Here is a 15,485-nt window from a genome sequence, read left to right as displayed (position 1 = left end):
CTCAGACCCCGCTGGCCGGAATGCCGGAGCGCTCGACCGGGCGGGGCGCGGTCAGCTCCTTCCAAGCTGATAGCGCGCGATTGACGGCGGGCCGTGCCTCGCGGGCGACGAATTCGCCATGGCCTTCGTGGCTGTCGACCTTGCCCTCGGTCACGGCGACCACACCACGGGTCAGGGTGAAACGCGGCAGGCCCTTGACCTTGATCCCCTCGAAGACATTGTAATCGATGGCAGATTGCTGCGTCCCGGCGCTGATGGTCTTTTCCGCCTCGGGGTCCCAGACGACCAGATCGGCGTCGCTGCCGACCAGAACCGCGCCTTTCTTCGGATACATGTTCAGGATCTTGGCAATATTGGTCGAGGTGACGGCCACGAACTCGTTCGGGGTCAGCCGCCCGGTCCCTACGCCCTTGGTCCACAGCACCGGCATCCGATCCTCAAGGCCGCCCGTCCCGTTCGGGATCTTGGTGAAATCACCAACCCCATAGCGCTTCTGCTGGGTGGTAAAGGCGCAATGATCGGTCGCAACGCAGGACAGGCTGCCCGATTGCAACCCGGCCCAAAGGCTGTCCTGATGCAGCTTGTTGCGGAACGGGGGCGACATCACCCGCCGCGCTGCATGGTCCCAGTCCGGGTTGAAATACTCGCTTTCGTCCAGCACCAGATGCTGGATCAGCGGCTCGCCCCAGACCCGCTTGCCCTGCGCCCGCGCCCGGCGGATCGCCTCATGCGCATCCTCGCAGGACGTATGGACCACATAAAGCGGCACACCCGCCATATCCGCGATCATGATGGCGCGGTTGGTGGCCTCTCCCTCGACCTGAGGCGGGCGGGAATAGGCGTGACCCTCGGGGCCGGTATTCCCCTCGGCCAGCAGACGCGCCGACAACTCGGCCACGACATCGCCATTCTCGGCATGGACCAGCGCGACGCCGCCCAGATCGCCGACCCGGCGGAATGACGAAAACATCTCGTCATCGTTCACCATCAAGGCACCTTTATAGGCCATGAAATGCTTGAAGCTGGTGATGCCGCGCTTCACCACCTCGTCCATCTCGTCAAAGACCTGCTCGCCCCACCAGGTAACCGCCATGTGGTAGCTGTAATCGCAATGCGCCCGGCCGGACTTGTTGTCCCACATCTTCAGCGCATCCAGCAGCCCCTGATCGGGCGAGGGCAGGACGAAATCCACCACCATGGTCGTGCCGCCCGCCAGCGCCGCCCGCGTGCCGGATTCGAAATCATCGGCGGAATAGGTGCCCATGAAGGGCATTTCCAGATGGGTATGCGGGTCGATCCCGCCCGGCATGACATAGCAACCCGAGGCGTCCAGAACCTTTTCGCCCACCAGTCCTTCGCCAATCGCGACGATCCGGCCGCCATCGATCAGAACATCGGCCTTGTAGCTCAGATCAGCGGTGACGATGGTGCCGCCTTTGATGACCGTGCTCATCCCTCAACCCTTCTTTCTTGCAAAAATATCCCGGGGGTGCGGGGGCAGCGCCCCCGCGATGTCACGCGACGATCTCGGCCGTTTCCAGCACCGCATGCAGCAGCACGTCAGCCCCGCTTGAGGCCCATTCCGGGCTGATCTCCTCGGCCTCATTGTGGGACAATCCGTCGACACAGGGGCACATGATCATCACCGTCGGCGCGACCTTGTTGACCCAGCAGGCGTCATGCCCCGCGCCCGAGACGATATCCATCCGGCTGTAACCCAGCCGGTCAGCGGCAGAACGTACCCGTTCGACCAGTGCCGCATCGAAGGCCGGAGGGTCGAACTGCCCCACCACCTCTGCGGAAAACTCGCAACCCAGATCCGAGCAGATCGCGGGCGCGCGGGCGTTGAACTCCTCAACCATGGCCAGCAGCACTGGCAGCAGGTGGCTGCGGAAATCGACTGTGAAGACAACCTTTTCGGCGATGATGTTGCGGCTGTTCGGATAGACGTCGATATGGCCGATCGCACCCACGGCAGCGGGCTGATGCTTCATCGCGATCTCATGGACCAGCTCGGTCAGCTGCGCCAAGCCGCGCCCGGCATTCCGGCGCATCCGCATCGGCGTCGAGCCGGTATGCTGGCCCTTGCCGGTCACCGTGCATTCGATCCAGCGCAGACCCTGCCCATGGGTCACCACACCGATCTGCACCCCGTCCGCCTCAAGGATCGGGCCCTGCTCGATATGGTATTCGAACATGGCGTGGATCTTGCGATCGCCGGGCTTTTCAGAGCCCTTCCAGCCGATCCGCTCAAGCTCATCGCCAAAGGTCTTGCCCTTGGCATCATGGCGCGCATAGGCGAAATCCTGTTCGATCACCCCAGCGAACACGCCCGAGGCCAGCATGGCCGGGGCAAAGCGCGTGCCTTCCTCATTCGTCCAGTTGGTGACCACGATGGGCCGGCGCGTCCGCACGCCCAGATCGCGGATCGAGCGGATGACCTCAAGGCCCGCTAGCACGCCCAGAACGCCGTCATATTTCCCGCCCGTGGGCTGGGTATCCAGATGGCTGCCGATATAGACCGGGTCCAGATCGGGATGAGTCCCCTCATGGCGGAAGAACATGTTGCCCATCTGATCGACGGTCATCGCCATGCCTGCTTCCTCGCACCAATGCTGGAACAGGCGGCGGCCTTCGGCGTCCTCGTCGGTCAGGGCCTGACGGTTATTGCCGCCCGCGATGCCGGGGCCGATCTTGGCCATCTCCATCAGGCTGTCCCACAGCCGGTCGCCGTCGACCTTCATGTTGGCCGCGGGCATGACAGCCGTATCCGTTCCGCCGGGGGCAGTGGTCATCGCATCTTCCTTCCTGTCTGGCCGCCGTCTTCTGCGGACGGTCGGCGGGATCGGTCTTGGGACGTGACATGCCTGAAAGGCACTCTGACCCTTTCGCCGCAAATTATTGACCATTTGGTCAGGATCAGGCTAGCACGGGTCCATAGGCAGTCAAGCGCGGCGATGTCAGTCCTTAGTCCGATGCCGCGCCTTTCACGGAAAACCCATGCAGGAACAGCCGCGTCGGCAAAGCCGCATCCAGAGAAAGAACCGCGAAACGATCCTGACCGCCGCGTTGCGCGAATTTTCGGCACGGGGATTCGCCGGGACCACCATCGACCAGATCGCCGAGGCGGCAGGCCTGTCGAAACCCAATGTGCTGTATTATTTCCAGTCCAAGGACGCGATCCATACCGAGCTACTGCGCGGGCTGATGGATCTGTGGCTGGGGCCGTTGCGCGATATGCGGGCAGAGGGCGATCCGGCGGACCAGATCCTTGCCTATGCCCGGCGCAAACTGGAAATGTCGCGCGACTACCCGCAGGAAAGCCGACTTTTCGCCAATGAGGTGCTGCAGGGCGCGCCACGGCTGCAGCCGATCCTTGGCGGCGAACTGCGCGAGCTGGTCGAGGAAAAATCCGCCCTCATCGCCCTCTGGATCGCCGAGGGCCGCATCGCCCCGGTCGATCCGCATCATCTGCTGTTCTCGATCTGGGCGCTGACCCAGCATTACGCCGATTTCGAGGTGCAGGTCAGGGCCGTGCTTGGCCCCGACCACGATCCCTATGCCGAGGCAGAGGTCTTTCTTGACCAGCTCTATCGGCGGATGCTGCGGGTTCAGCCGCGGGAATAGACATCCTCGTAGCGCACGATGTCATCTTCGCCCAGATAGACGCCGGTCTGAACCTCGATCAGCACCATCGGCACCTTGCCGGGGTTTTCCATGCGATGCACAGCACCCAGCGGGACATAGATCGATTGGTTTTCGGTCACCAGCGTCACCACCTCATTGACCGTCACCCGCGCCGTGCCGCTGACCACGATCCAGTGTTCAGACCGGTGGAAATGCGATTGCAGCGACAGCGCCGCGCCGGGATTGACGACGATGCGCTTGACCTGGAAGCGGTCGGCAAGGGCCAGCGTCTCGAACCAGCCCCACGGACGGTGATCGCGCAGAAAGGTCTCGGCCTGACGCGCGCCCTTGGATTTCAGCGCGCTGACGGCCTTGCGGACCTCTTGCGCGCGGTCCATTCCGGCCACCAGCACGGCATCGTTGGTGGTGACGACCATCACGTCCTTCAGCCCGATGCCGACGACCTCGATCCCTTCATCCTGCGAGCGCAGCAGCACATTGTCGCAATCGATCGCGGTCGAGCGGGTGTCGGTGACATTGCCGCGTTCGGTGGTGGCATCCTGGGCCTCGCGCCAGACCGCGTCCCAACCGCCAAGGTCGGACCAATGGCCGGAAAAACGCACGACGGACAGGTTGTCGGCCTTTTCCAGCACCGCATAGTCGATGGACAGGTCGGGCAGGCTGTCCCAAGGCGCCGGGGCCAGCCGCAGGAAGCCCAGATCGGTTTTCGCCGTTCCCAGCGCCTCTTCGACCGGGGCAAAAAATTCCGGCGCATGGGCGCGGAAAGCCTCGATCATGGTGCGGGCCGAGAACAGGAAGATGCCCGCGTTCCACAGGAAATTTCCTTGCGCGATCATCTGCTCGGCCGTCGCCACATCGGGCTTTTCGACAAAGCGCTTAAGCGTCACCGGGCCTTCGCCCGCGCCCGCAGCCTCCATGTAGCCATAGCCCGTTTCGGGGCGGGTCGGGGTGATGCCAAAGGTCACGATCTGGCCCATCTGCGCGGCAGGCACGCCCAGCTCGACCGCGCGGCCAAAGGCCTCGGCGTCGGGCACGACATGATCCGAGGGCGCGACCAGCAGCAGCCCTTCCGGGTCGGTCCGCGCCACGGTCAGGGCGGCAGCAAGGATCGCGGGGGCGGTGTTCCGGCCCGAGGGCTCGATCAGGATGGCCGAGGGGGCAATCCCGATCTGGTCGAGTTGCTCGGCCACGATGAAGCGGAAATCGGCATTGGTCATGACCAGCGGTGCGCCAAAGCGCACGCCCGACAGCCTGCGGGCCGAGGCCTGGAACAGCGATTCCTCTCCGACCAGCGGCGCGAATTGCTTGGGAAAGCTTTTGCGAGAGACCGGCCAAAGCCGGGTGCCCGATCCGCCAGCCAGAAGAACAGGGGTCATCACCATGCCATCACTCCATGGGGGTCGTTTCGTTATTGTCCGCCAAGCTCTTTATCCGCCGCGAATTTCCGGGCGGCAAGTCGCAACCTTAGTAACCGCGCATGCGGTCGACGCGGTAAAGCAGTGCCTCGTCCCGCATGGCGCGGCGCAGGTTTTCCGCGGCGACCAGCGCAGCTGTCGCCGGGCGGGTCTCGGCGGCGATATGGGGCGTCACCGTCACGCGGGGATGCGACCAGAACGGGTGGTCCGGCGGCAACGGCTCGGTCCGGAAGACATCCAGCACCGCATGGCCGGGGTGGTTGCGATCCAGCGCGGTCAGCAATGCCGCATCGTCGATCAGCGTACCCCGACCGGCATTGATGACCGTCGCGCCTTCGGGCAGCAAGGCAAGGCGGTCGGCATCCAGCAGATTGCGGGTTTCAGGCGTGTCGGGCAGCAGGCAGATCAGGATCTCGGCCCGCGCCAGTGCCAGTTCCAGCTGATCTCCGGCAAGGACCGGGATGCCCTCGACCGGGCGACCCGATTGCGACCAGCCGGCGACGTCAAAGCCAAGCCCGGCCAGCGTCGCGGCCACGGCGCGACCCAGTTCACCCATGCCCAGCACGGTGACTTCGCGATCCGAGGCCAATGGCGGTGTCATCCCTTGCCGCCAGACCCCGTCCTGCGGGTAATTGTCCATGCCCAGATGGGCGCGCATGGCCCAGCCGGTGCAATATTCGACCATGCCCTGCGCCAGCCCCGGATCGACCATGCGGCACAAGGGCTGGGTCAGTGTCGGGTTGGTCACGATCCGCTCGACCCCGGCCCACAGGCTTTGCACCACGCGGGCATTCACGAAGGGGCTGAAGTCCAGCTCGGTTCCGTCCTCGGGGTAGCCGGGCGCATAGATCAGCGCATCGAAACTGTCGGGCGCGCCGTCGCGGGTCAGCTCGATCTCGGGGCAGGCGGCGCGCAGTGCGGGGGCCCAGTCATCCCACAGACGTGCGGGGGCGGCGAACAGCACCCGCATCAGCGCGGCCTGTGGACATGGGCGGATTGCAGGATGCCAAAGCCCATCAGCAAGATCATCAGCGAAGTCCCCCCATAACTGACCAGCGGAAGGGGTGAGCCCTTGGCTGGAAGCATCCCCATCACCGTGGCCATATTGATCGAGAAGTACAGAAAGAATGTCCCGGCGATACCGATGGTCATCAGACTGGCGAAACGGTCCCGGTTGGTCAGCGCCGAATGCAGGCAGAAGCCAAGGATCAGCACATACAGCATCAGCAGCGTCCCCGCGCCGACAAAGCCGAACTCCTCGGCCAGCGAGGTGAAGATGAAGTCGGTGTGCTTCTCGGGCAGGAAGTTCAGCCGTGACTGCGTGCCTTGCATGAAGCCGCGTCCCGACCAACCACCCGATCCCAGCGCGATCTGGGCCTGCATGATGTTGTAGCCCGCGCCCAGCGGGTCCGAACCGGGGTCAAGGAAGGTGTCGATGCGCTTGAACTGGTATTCGTGCAGCAACTGCCAGTCGGTGCCGCGGCTTTCCATCACCGCTGTGATCAGGCCGACGACGATGGCAATGACCGCGCCGAAATACCAAAGACTGACGCCCGCCGCGAACATCACGATGCCGCCGCCTGCAATCAGCATGATCGAGGTGCCAAGGTCGGGCTGCATCAGCACCAAAGCCGTCGGCGTCAGGATCAGCAGGACCGGGATCAGCACCCAAAGCGGGCGCGAGACCTTTTCGATCGGCAGCCAGTCGTAATAGGCGGCCAGCGTCATCACGAAGGCGATCTTGGTCAGTTCCGATGGCTGGATGCGGATCGGGCCAAGGACCAGCCAGCGCTGTGCGCCCATGCCGACATGTCCCATGACCTCGACGCCGACCAGCAGCAGCACGCAGATCACATAGGCCACGACCGCGATCGAGCGCCAGAACCAGATCGGCACGAAAGCCAGCCCGAACATGATCGCCATGCCGGCGACAAAACGCTCCATCTGCGGCATGGCCCAGCGGTCAATATCCCCGCCCGAAACCGAGTAGAGCATCAGGAATCCGATGCAACTGACTGCGGTAACAAGGAAAACCAGCGGCCAGTTCAGATACAGGACCTTGCGCCAGCCGGTCGGGACGCGCTCGACCGAATAATCCAGATAGCTCATGTCAGGCCTTCGCTCGGGCGGTCTTGCTGGCCGGTTCGGGCATGAGGTTCATCTTGGACCACATTTCCTCGACCTTGGCGCGCTCTCCGTCCGGATAGGCGGACAGGGGCGGCAGGCCGTCGGCCAGCGCGAAAAGCAGGATGTCGCGGGCGATGGGGGCCGCGACTGCCGAGCCGCCTCCGCCATGCTCGACCACGACCGAAACCGCATAGCGCGGCATCTCATAGGGGGCGAAGCAGACGAACAGGGCGTGGTCACGCCGGTTCCACGGCAGCTGGTCGTTCGAGATGACACCCCGCGCCCGTTCGGCGGCGGTGATGTTGCGGACCTGACTGGTGCCGGTCTTGCCCGCCATCTGCCATTCGGGTGCCACGATCCGGGCGCGGCGTGCCGTGCCGTGGCTGCCGTTCATCACCGCGTCCATGCCGCCGCGTGCCGTGCGCAGGTGCAGCGGGTTGATGCCCAGATCGGCGAACTCGGGTACCGGCTGGACGACGCCGTCGATGGCGCGGACCAGACGGGGAATGACCTCCTTGCCAGTGGCGACGCGCGCCGCCATCACAGCAAGCTGCAGGGGCGAGGCCAGCACATAGCCCTGACCAATCGAGGCGTTGATCGAATCGCCGACCTGCCATTCCTGCTTGTAGCGGGCCATTTTCCAAGCGCGGTCGGGGGCGATGCCCTCGGTGATCGCGGACATCGGCAGGTCGTGACGCACCCCGATGCCCATGCGGCGGGCCATGGCGGCGATGCGGTCGATGCCGACCTTCTGCGCCAGTTCGTAGTAATAGACGTCGCAGGACTGTTCGAGGCTGCGCACCGCGTCGACCGTGCCGTGGCCACCCTTGCTCCAGCAATGGAAGCGGCGGCCCGCGACCTGAATGTAGCCGGGGCAGAAGAAGCGCGATCCGGGATTGATCACCCCGGCCTCCAGCCCGGCCAGCAGCGTCACCATCTTGAAGGTCGAGCCGGGCGGGTAGGCCCCCTGAACGGTCTTGTCCGCCAGCGGGCGGTGGTCGTGCTGCATCAGCTCCTTGTAGTCGGTCGAGCTGATGCCGCGCACGAACTTGTTCGGATCGAAGCCCGGCGAGGAGGAGATCGCCACAATATCGCCATTGGTCACGTCGATGACCACGGCCGCGGCGCTTTCATTGCCCAGCCGCTGCGCGGCATAGTTCTGCAGCCGCGCGTCCATGGTGGTCTGGACCGTCGCGCCCTGCTGGCCCTCTTGGCGGGACAGTTCGCGCATTTCGCGACCGGCGCTGTTCACCTCGACCCGGCGAGAGCCTGCCTTGCCGCGCAAGGGCTCCTCAAGCTTGGCCTCCATGCCGATCTTGCCCAGCTGGAACTCCGGCAGGCGCAGGACGGGATCGGGGTTCTCGATCTTGGACAGGTCGAAATCCGAGACCGGGCCGACATAGCCCAGCACATGCGAGAAATCGCCCGCGCGGGGATAGCTGCGCGACAGGCCGGATTCCGGGGTGACGCCGGGCAAAGCAGGCGCATTCAGCGCGATCGAGGAGAATTCCTGCCACGTGAGCCTATCGGCGACCATGACCGGGGTGACGGCGCTGCGGCGGCGGATCTCGGTGATCAGCTCGGCGGCTTGGCGGTCGTTCATCGGGATGATGCGGCGCAACCGCGCCACCACGGTCGAGATGTCGCCCGCATCCTCACGCGTCAGCGTCACGCGGTAATTCTGTTCATTCCCGGCGATCACCGTGCCATTGCGGTCAAGGATCAGCCCGCGTGCCGGGGGCAGCAGGCGAATCTTGATCGAGTTGCCATCCGACAGCATCCGGTATTCTTCGGCATGTTCCAGCTGCATCGAGCGCAGCTTGAGGCCCAGCGTGCTGATGACGGCGGCCTGAATGACCCCCAGCATCAGCACCCGACGCGAGATCAGGCGGCTGCTTTCGGCGATTTCCCTTTGCGACTTGCGCATGGCGGTCAGCGTTGCCTCGTTTCGGGATCGACCTGGCTGCGGCGCAGGCCCAAAGGCCAGCGCATCAGCCCCACGACGATCGGATAGGCGGCCGTCGTGGCGATGAATTGCAGGATCGCCTGTCCCAGCGGCGGCCGGGGCAGGAAGAACAGCGCAAGGGTGAAGCGGCAGGCCAGCAGCATCAGCGCCAGCAGCACGGCCACCCGCAGCCATTCAATCATGAATGGCAACTCGCGCCAATGCTGCTCGCGGCGGCGGGCAGCCTCGGTTCCCATGACGACGATCGCGGCCCACAGGCCCAAGGGGCGCAGCAGCAGGATGTCTTCCAGCAGGAACAACGCCGCGATGATCAGCACCGGGGCCTGTTCGGGTCGCCGCAGCACCCAGCCGATGCTCAGGCAGATCGCCAGATCCGGCCCCGGCCAGATCACCCGGCCGGGATTGAGCGGCATCAACCGCAGGAACAGGATGGCAAGGAACAGCAGAATGAACAGGATCTGCCCCGCCAGCCGGTGGCGTCGGGCCTGCTCAATCATTGTCCTGCCCGTCGGGATTGGGCTCGGCTTCGGGCAGGTCCGGGGCCGGTTGGATGGCCCCTTCGGCTGCCGGGTCAGGCTTCAGTGCCGCCGGGTCCACATCCATGGCCGGGGGCATCGGTGGGCCGATGAACTCGGCCGGGGGCGGCGGGATCAACAGCCCGGTATCGGCCAACCGTTCGGACGGGTGGCTGCGCAGCACGCGCAGGAATTCCAGCCGCCCGTAATCGGCGGACAACCGAACCCGCAGCCTGCCGTCGCTGGCCTGCGCCACCTGACCGACCGGCAGACCGGGCGGGAAGACGCCGCCATCGCCCGAACTGATCACCCGATCGCCCGGACGCAGGTTCTCGGGGCTTTCGATGAAATCCAGCGCCGGGAACGAGGTATTGTCGCCGCTCAGCAGCGCATGCTGCCCCGAAGGCAGGATGTTAACCGGAATCCGGCTGGAGGGATCGGTCAGCAGCATGACGCGGCTGGTGGTTTCACCCACGCCGGAAATCCGACCGACAAGACCCAGCCCGTCCATCGTCGCCCAGCCGTCCAGAATGCCGTCGCGCGCGCCCACGTTCAGCAGCACTGATTGCCGGAAGGCCGTGCCGCTATCGGTCAGCACCACCCCCGAAACCGAGGTCAGCGCCGGATCGATGCGGACATTGTTCTGCGCCAGCAGCTTGGCATTTTCCTGCTCAAGCTGGACCGAGGCCTCTTTCCATGCCGACATCTTCTGCAGCTCGCGCCGCAGTTCCTGGTTCTGTTCGTATAGCCGTGCATAGGATTCGAACCCGGCGACCATGCGGCTTAGCCGCGTCACCGGGGCCATCGCCCATTCGAAGCCCGGCACGAAGCGGTCGATCACCATGGACCGGATCCGCTCGGCGCGGGGGCTGTCGATCTGCCAGAACAGGAAGATCGACAGCAGCAGCAGGATCAGCAGCGAAACCAGGACGCGCCGGACCGGAGCCACATAATCGGGGCCCTTGCGTGCCACAGCCTGTCCCGATCAGCTGTCGTAGTCGATGACGTGGCGCAGCTGCTTTTCGAACTCCAGCGCCTTGCCGGTGCCAAGTGCGACGCAGCTCATCGGCTGATCAGCCAGCGTGATCGAAAGGCCGGTCTGCTCGCGCAGCGCCAGATCCAGATCGCCCAGCATCGCGCCGCCGCCGGTCAGCATGACGCCGCGGTCGACGATGTCGGCTGCCAGATCCGGAGGGGTCGCTTCCAGCGCGACCATGACGGCCTCGCAGATCTGCTGCACCGGCTCGGCCAGCGCCTCGGCGACCATGGCTTGGGTGATCTCCATTTCCTTGGGGATCCCGTTCAGCAGGTCGCGGCCACGAACCATGATCGTCGCGCCACGGCCGTCATCGGGCATGCGGGCGGTGCCGATCTGAGTCTTGACCCGCTCGGCGGTGGATTCGCCGACCAGCAGGTTGTGGTTGCGGCGCAGGTAGTTGATCAGTGCGTCATCCATGCGGTCGCCGCCGATACGGACCGAGCGTGCGTAAACCACGTCGCCCAGCGACAGGACTGCCACTTCCGTGGTGCCACCGCCGATATCGACGACCATGCTGCCGGTCGGTTCGGTGATGGGCATGCCCGCGCCGATGGCGGCTGCGATCGGTTCGGCGATCAGACCGGCCTTGCGCGCACCAGCGGACAGGACCGACTGGCGGATCGCGCGTTTCTCGACCGGGGTCGCGCCATGCGGCACGCAGACGATGATCTTGGGCTTCGAGAAAGTCGTGCGCCGGAACACTTTCTTGATGAAGTGCTTGATCATCTCCTCGGCGCTGTCGAAATCGGCGATGACGCCTTCGCGCATCGGACGAATGGCCTCGATGCTGCCGGGCGTGCGGCCCAGCATCAGTTTCGCATCCTCGCCGACGGCCAGAACCTGCTTCTTGCCGTCCTTGACGTGATAGGCGACGACCGAGGGCTCATTCAGGATGATCCCCTTGCCCTTGACATAGACCAGCGTGTTCGCTGTGCCGAGGTCGATCGCGATGTCGGTGGAAAACAACCCGCCAAAGGCCATCTGATTATCCCTTCTGCCGTCCCTGCCATGACGGCGTGTTTGCCGTCGTTTTTCGACGGCCATTGTCCGATTGCCCCGATGAGTCCCCTCATCGAAGTTGCCGGACATATATGCCCTGACATTGCCGTGGGAAACCGAAATATTCGGTTCATGGCAAAGCCGCGCCATTGGCTGCCGACCTTGTGCGGCTTGACCAGCGGCGGGTCCGGGCATGACCTGTCTGACAAAATCCTCACCATCAGGAAACGCGATATTTTGCAAGAGGATATCGCTTCCGGCGGTGAGGTCCGTGAGCATCTGAGCCTGATTGTACTCCGATATCGCCGTCCCTGTGCACACGACGAGGTTACTCGCCCTACGCGCGAGTTGGCGCTTTCGCGGCCAATGCGACTCGGATCTTGCGGGTGTCGGTTCTGCTGGACCAAGGCGACGACGACTGCCGGTCGTTCGCACACAGCCGCACCGGGCAGGATTGAAGGCGACGAATATCCCTCGTGTGGCTTCGATGACCGCGATTCGGTCGCAAGGGCCGCCTGCTGTCTCCCTTCGCCTTCTAAACAAAAAGGGACGGCCTGAAGCCGTCCCCTGATAGTCGTCCCGAAACTGGGGTCAGTGCGAATACATGCTGACCTGCTTGGAATCCGTACCCTCGCCGACCATCTCGCGGCGGACTTTCAGCCGGTTCAGAGCCCCGACATAAGCCTTGACGCTGGCCAGGATCGTGTCGGTATCGGCAGCCTGACCGGTGGCGATGCGGCCCTCTTCCTCCATGCGGACGCTGACCGTCGCCTGTGCGTCGGTGCCTTCGGTCACGGCATGGACCTGATACAGCTGCAGCACGGCATTATGCGGCCAGATCGCCTTCACCGCGTTGAAGCAGGCATCGACCGGGCCGTCGCCCTCGGCATGGACGGTTTTCTCCTCGCCGCCGACGATCATGGTCAGGTCGGCCGATTGCCCGTCGCTGCCGCAAACCACGCGCAGGTGCTTGACCTGCAGGTAGTCGCTGTCGGTATTCGCGGTGCTGTCCTGCATCAGCGCGACCAGATCGTCGTCGTAGATTTCCTTCTTGCGGTCGGCCAGCGCCTTGAAGCGGACGAACACGTCCTTCAGCTGGTTGTCGCCCAGTTCATAGCCCAGATCCCGCAGCTTCGAGCGCAGCGCGGCGCGGCCCGAATGCTTGCCCATGACGATGTTGGCCTCATTCAGACCGATATCGGCGGGGCGCATGATCTCGAAGGTCTCGACGTTCTTGAGCACGCCGTCCTGATGGATGCCGGATTCGTGCAGGAAGGCGTTCTTGCCGACGATGGCCTTGTTGAACTGTACCGGAAAGCCCGAGACTTGGCTGACCCGGCGCGAGATGCCCATGATCTTGGTCGTGTCGATATGGGTGTCATAGGGCATGATGTCATGACGCACCTTCAGCGCCATCACGACCTCTTCCAGCGCGGTATTGCCAGCGCGCTCACCCAGCCCGTTGATGGTGCATTCGATCTGGCGCGCGCCTGCCTCGACGGCGGCCAGAGCGTTCGCGGTCGCCATGCCCAGATCGTTATGGCAATGCGTGGCGAAAATGATGTCATCCGCGCCCGGCACACGCTCCAGCAGCATCTGGATCAGGGCCGCAGATTCGCGCGGCGCGGTATAGCCCACGGTGTCGGGGATGTTGATCGTGGTGGCGCCCGCCTTGATCGCGATTTCGACCACGCGGCACAGGTAGTCATGCTCGGTCCGGGTCGCGTCCATCGGCGACCATTGCACATTGTCGCACAGGTTGCGGGCATGGGTCACGGTCTGGTGGATGCGCTCGGCCATCTGGTCCATGTCCAGATTGGGAATGGCGCGGTGCAGCGGCGAGGTGCCGATGAAGGTGTGAATGCGCGGCTGGCGGGCATGCTTCACGGCCTCCCAGCAGCGGTCGATATCGGGCAGTTGCGCACGCGCCAGCCCACAGATCACCGAGTTCTTCGACAGTTTCGCGATCTCGCTGACAGCGGCAAAATCGCCTTCCGAGGCAATGGGGAAGCCCGCCTCGATGATGTCCACGCCCATCTCGTCCAGCATCTGGGCGATTTCCAGCTTTTCGGCATGGGTCATGGTTGCGCCGGGCGACTGCTCGCCGTCACGCAGGGTGGTGTCAAAGATCCATACGCGGTTCTTGTCGGTCATTTTCGGGAATCCTTCTTTACGCTACTCAGGTCCGGGCGCGGCCAAACTGAGCGGTAGCCCGGAGACCCGCTCAGCGCAGCGTAAGAAGAAGGAGACCGCGGAGGCTCACGGCGAAACGCGCGCCGATTTGCGCGTTCTGGGTCGTGGCGATGTGTCGCATCCGAGTCATGGCGCGGAATATAGAACCCCTGCCGCCGGCTTGAAAAGGCGGAAATTGACGTAACGGCGCAATTTTCACTGGCGACATGAAAAAGGCGGCGCAATCCTCTCGCGCCGCCCGATTTCTTCGTTTCTGAAATACCCCAGCGACAGTGCAGCCGGGGGCCACGCTTCAAAGCGCGCGCCAGCCGATGTCGCGGCGATAGAAGCCGCCGGGCCAGTCGATGGCATCGGCAAGGCGATAGGCGCGCTCATGCGCCTCGGCAAGGCTCGCGCCGCGCCCGGTCGCCGCCAGAACCCGTCCGCCGGTGGCGATGATCTGCCCGTCCTTGGCGGCCGTTCCGGCATGAAACACCATATGGGACGAATCCTCGGCAAGCTGGTCCAGCCCGCGAATCTCGGTGCCCTTCTCATAGGTCCCCGGATAGCCATTGGCGGCCAGAACCACGGTCAGGGCATGGTCGTCGGCCCAGGTCACGGCAGTTTCAGCCAACCGCCCTTCGGCGCAGGCCAGAAGCAGGTCCAGCGCCTGCGCGCCAAGGCGCATCATCAGCACCTGACATTCCGGATCGCCGAAGCGGACGTTGTATTCGACCAGTCGAGCATGCCCGTTCTCGATCATCAACCCGGCGTAAAGGATGCCCTGGAAGGGCGTACCGCGCCGCGCCATCTCGGCGACGGTCGGGCGGACGATCTGCGCCATCACCTCGTCCTGAATGGCTTGGCTCAGTACCGGGGCAGGGGAATAGGCGCCCATGCCGCCGGTGTTCGGACCGGTATCGCCATCGCCGACGCGCTTGTGGTCCTGCGCCGTTCCGATCGGCAGGCAGTCCGTGCCATCGCACAGGATGAAGAAGCTGGCTTCCTCGCCCGCCATGAACTCCTCGATCACGACCTCCGCCCCGGCAGCGCCAAAGGCCCCGCCAAAGGCGTCGTCGATGGCGGCAATGGCCTCGGCTTCGGACATGGCGACGGTCACGCCCTTGCCAGCGGCCAGCCCGTCCGCCTTGATGACGATGGGCGCGCCCTTTTCGCGGATATAGGCGCGGGCCGGTTCAGCTGTGTCGAAACGCGCCCATGCGGCGGTCGGCGCGCCGCAGGCATCGCAGACCTCCTTGGTGAAGCTTTTCGATGCCTCAAGCATTGCTGCCGCCTTGGACGGGCCAAAGACCAGAATTCCCGCCGCGCGCAGATCGTCGGCGACGCCTGCCGCCAGCGGGGCCTCGGGGCCGACCACGACCAGATCGATGGCGTTTTCTTCGCAGAAGCCGATCACGGCGCTGCCCGACAGGATGTCCAGTTCGGCCAGCCGGGCAAGGCTCTCCATCCCGACATTGCCGGGGGCCACGAACAGGCGGTCGCATTTCGGATTCTGCCGGATCGCCCAGGCCAGCGCATGTTCGCGCCCGCCGCTGCCGAGGATCAGGATGTTCATGTGAAGGCCCCTTCTGCGGATGTTACGC

Annotated in this window: 12 protein-coding genes; 1 reads left to right on the top strand and 11 read right to left on the bottom strand. The window is 64.5% G+C overall.

Going from position 1 to position 15,485, the window contains the following annotated elements:
• Position 1: 1 nt before the first annotated feature.
• Together hydA and GL300_RS11915 are read right to left on the bottom strand one after the other, a co-directional pair.
• On the bottom strand, positions 2–1,453 hold the full coding sequence (gene hydA, locus GL300_RS11920) for a dihydropyrimidinase (protein WP_155039860.1): 1,452 nt from the start codon (positions 1,451–1,453) through the stop codon (positions 2–4).
• Between the two features lie 61 nt (positions 1,454–1,514).
• Positions 1,515–2,759, bottom strand: coding sequence for a Zn-dependent hydrolase (locus GL300_RS11915; protein WP_155039998.1), 1,245 nt, complete (start codon positions 2,757–2,759; stop codon positions 1,515–1,517).
• Positions 2,760–3,000: 241 nt separating this feature from the next.
• Here GL300_RS11915 and GL300_RS11910 point away from each other — a divergent pair, with 241 nt between their 5' ends.
• Positions 3,001–3,627 (top strand): TetR family transcriptional regulator C-terminal domain-containing protein, encoded by a 627-nt coding sequence (locus tag GL300_RS11910; RefSeq protein WP_155039859.1) that lies wholly within the window; start codon positions 3,001–3,003, stop codon positions 3,625–3,627.
• On the opposite strand, the gene GL300_RS11905 is transcribed toward GL300_RS11910, so the two are convergent.
• From GL300_RS11905 to purD, 9 genes are all read right to left on the bottom strand, one after another.
• Positions 3,612–5,030 carry a mannose-1-phosphate guanylyltransferase/mannose-6-phosphate isomerase gene (locus GL300_RS11905; RefSeq protein WP_155039858.1) on the bottom strand — a complete coding sequence of 473 codons (1,419 nt, stop codon included), beginning with the start codon at positions 5,028–5,030 and terminating at the stop codon, positions 3,612–3,614. The two genes, GL300_RS11910 and GL300_RS11905, sit on opposite strands and share 16 nt — an antisense overlap.
• A gap of 82 nt (positions 5,031–5,112) precedes the next feature.
• Positions 5,113–6,033: a 2-hydroxyacid dehydrogenase gene (locus tag GL300_RS11900; protein WP_155039857.1), complete on the bottom strand. Its 921-nt coding sequence runs from the start codon at positions 6,031–6,033 to the stop codon at positions 5,113–5,115.
• On the bottom strand, positions 6,033–7,172 hold the full coding sequence (rodA, locus tag GL300_RS11895; RefSeq protein WP_155039856.1) for a rod shape-determining protein RodA: 1,140 nt from the start codon (positions 7,170–7,172) through the stop codon (positions 6,033–6,035). The genes GL300_RS11900 and rodA overlap by 1 nt, the downstream gene beginning before the upstream one ends.
• Position 7,173: 1 nt before the next feature.
• Entirely contained in the window at positions 7,174–9,117 is a 1,944-nt protein-coding gene (gene mrdA, locus GL300_RS11890) for a penicillin-binding protein 2 (protein ID WP_155039855.1), read from the bottom strand.
• 5 nt (positions 9,118–9,122) lie between these two features.
• Positions 9,123–9,653 (bottom strand): rod shape-determining protein MreD, encoded by a 531-nt coding sequence (locus GL300_RS11885; protein WP_155039854.1) that lies wholly within the window; start codon positions 9,651–9,653, stop codon positions 9,123–9,125.
• Positions 9,646–10,644 (bottom strand): rod shape-determining protein MreC, encoded by a 999-nt coding sequence (gene mreC, locus GL300_RS11880; protein WP_192337236.1) that lies wholly within the window; start codon positions 10,642–10,644, stop codon positions 9,646–9,648. The genes GL300_RS11885 and mreC overlap by 8 nt, the downstream gene beginning before the upstream one ends.
• Positions 10,645–10,656: 12 nt before the next feature.
• Positions 10,657–11,691, bottom strand: coding sequence for a rod shape-determining protein (locus GL300_RS11875; RefSeq protein WP_155039853.1), 1,035 nt, complete (start codon positions 11,689–11,691; stop codon positions 10,657–10,659).
• A 609-nt stretch (positions 11,692–12,300) separates the two neighbouring features.
• Positions 12,301–13,863 carry a 2-isopropylmalate synthase gene (locus tag GL300_RS11870; protein ID WP_155039852.1) on the bottom strand — a complete coding sequence of 521 codons (1,563 nt, stop codon included), beginning with the start codon at positions 13,861–13,863 and terminating at the stop codon, positions 12,301–12,303.
• A 331-nt stretch (positions 13,864–14,194) separates the two neighbouring features.
• Positions 14,195–15,457: a phosphoribosylamine--glycine ligase gene (purD, locus tag GL300_RS11865; RefSeq protein ID WP_155039851.1), complete on the bottom strand. Its 1,263-nt coding sequence runs from the start codon at positions 15,455–15,457 to the stop codon at positions 14,195–14,197.
• Positions 15,458–15,485: the final 28 nt, after the last annotated feature.

Origin of the sequence: Paracoccus litorisediminis, assembly GCF_009711205.1 — a bacterium.
Lineage (GTDB): Bacteria > Pseudomonadota > Alphaproteobacteria > Rhodobacterales > Rhodobacteraceae > Paracoccus > Paracoccus litorisediminis.
The sequence above is the reverse complement of the archived record's forward strand: the minus strand, read 5'-3'. Positions and strand labels throughout refer to the sequence as shown.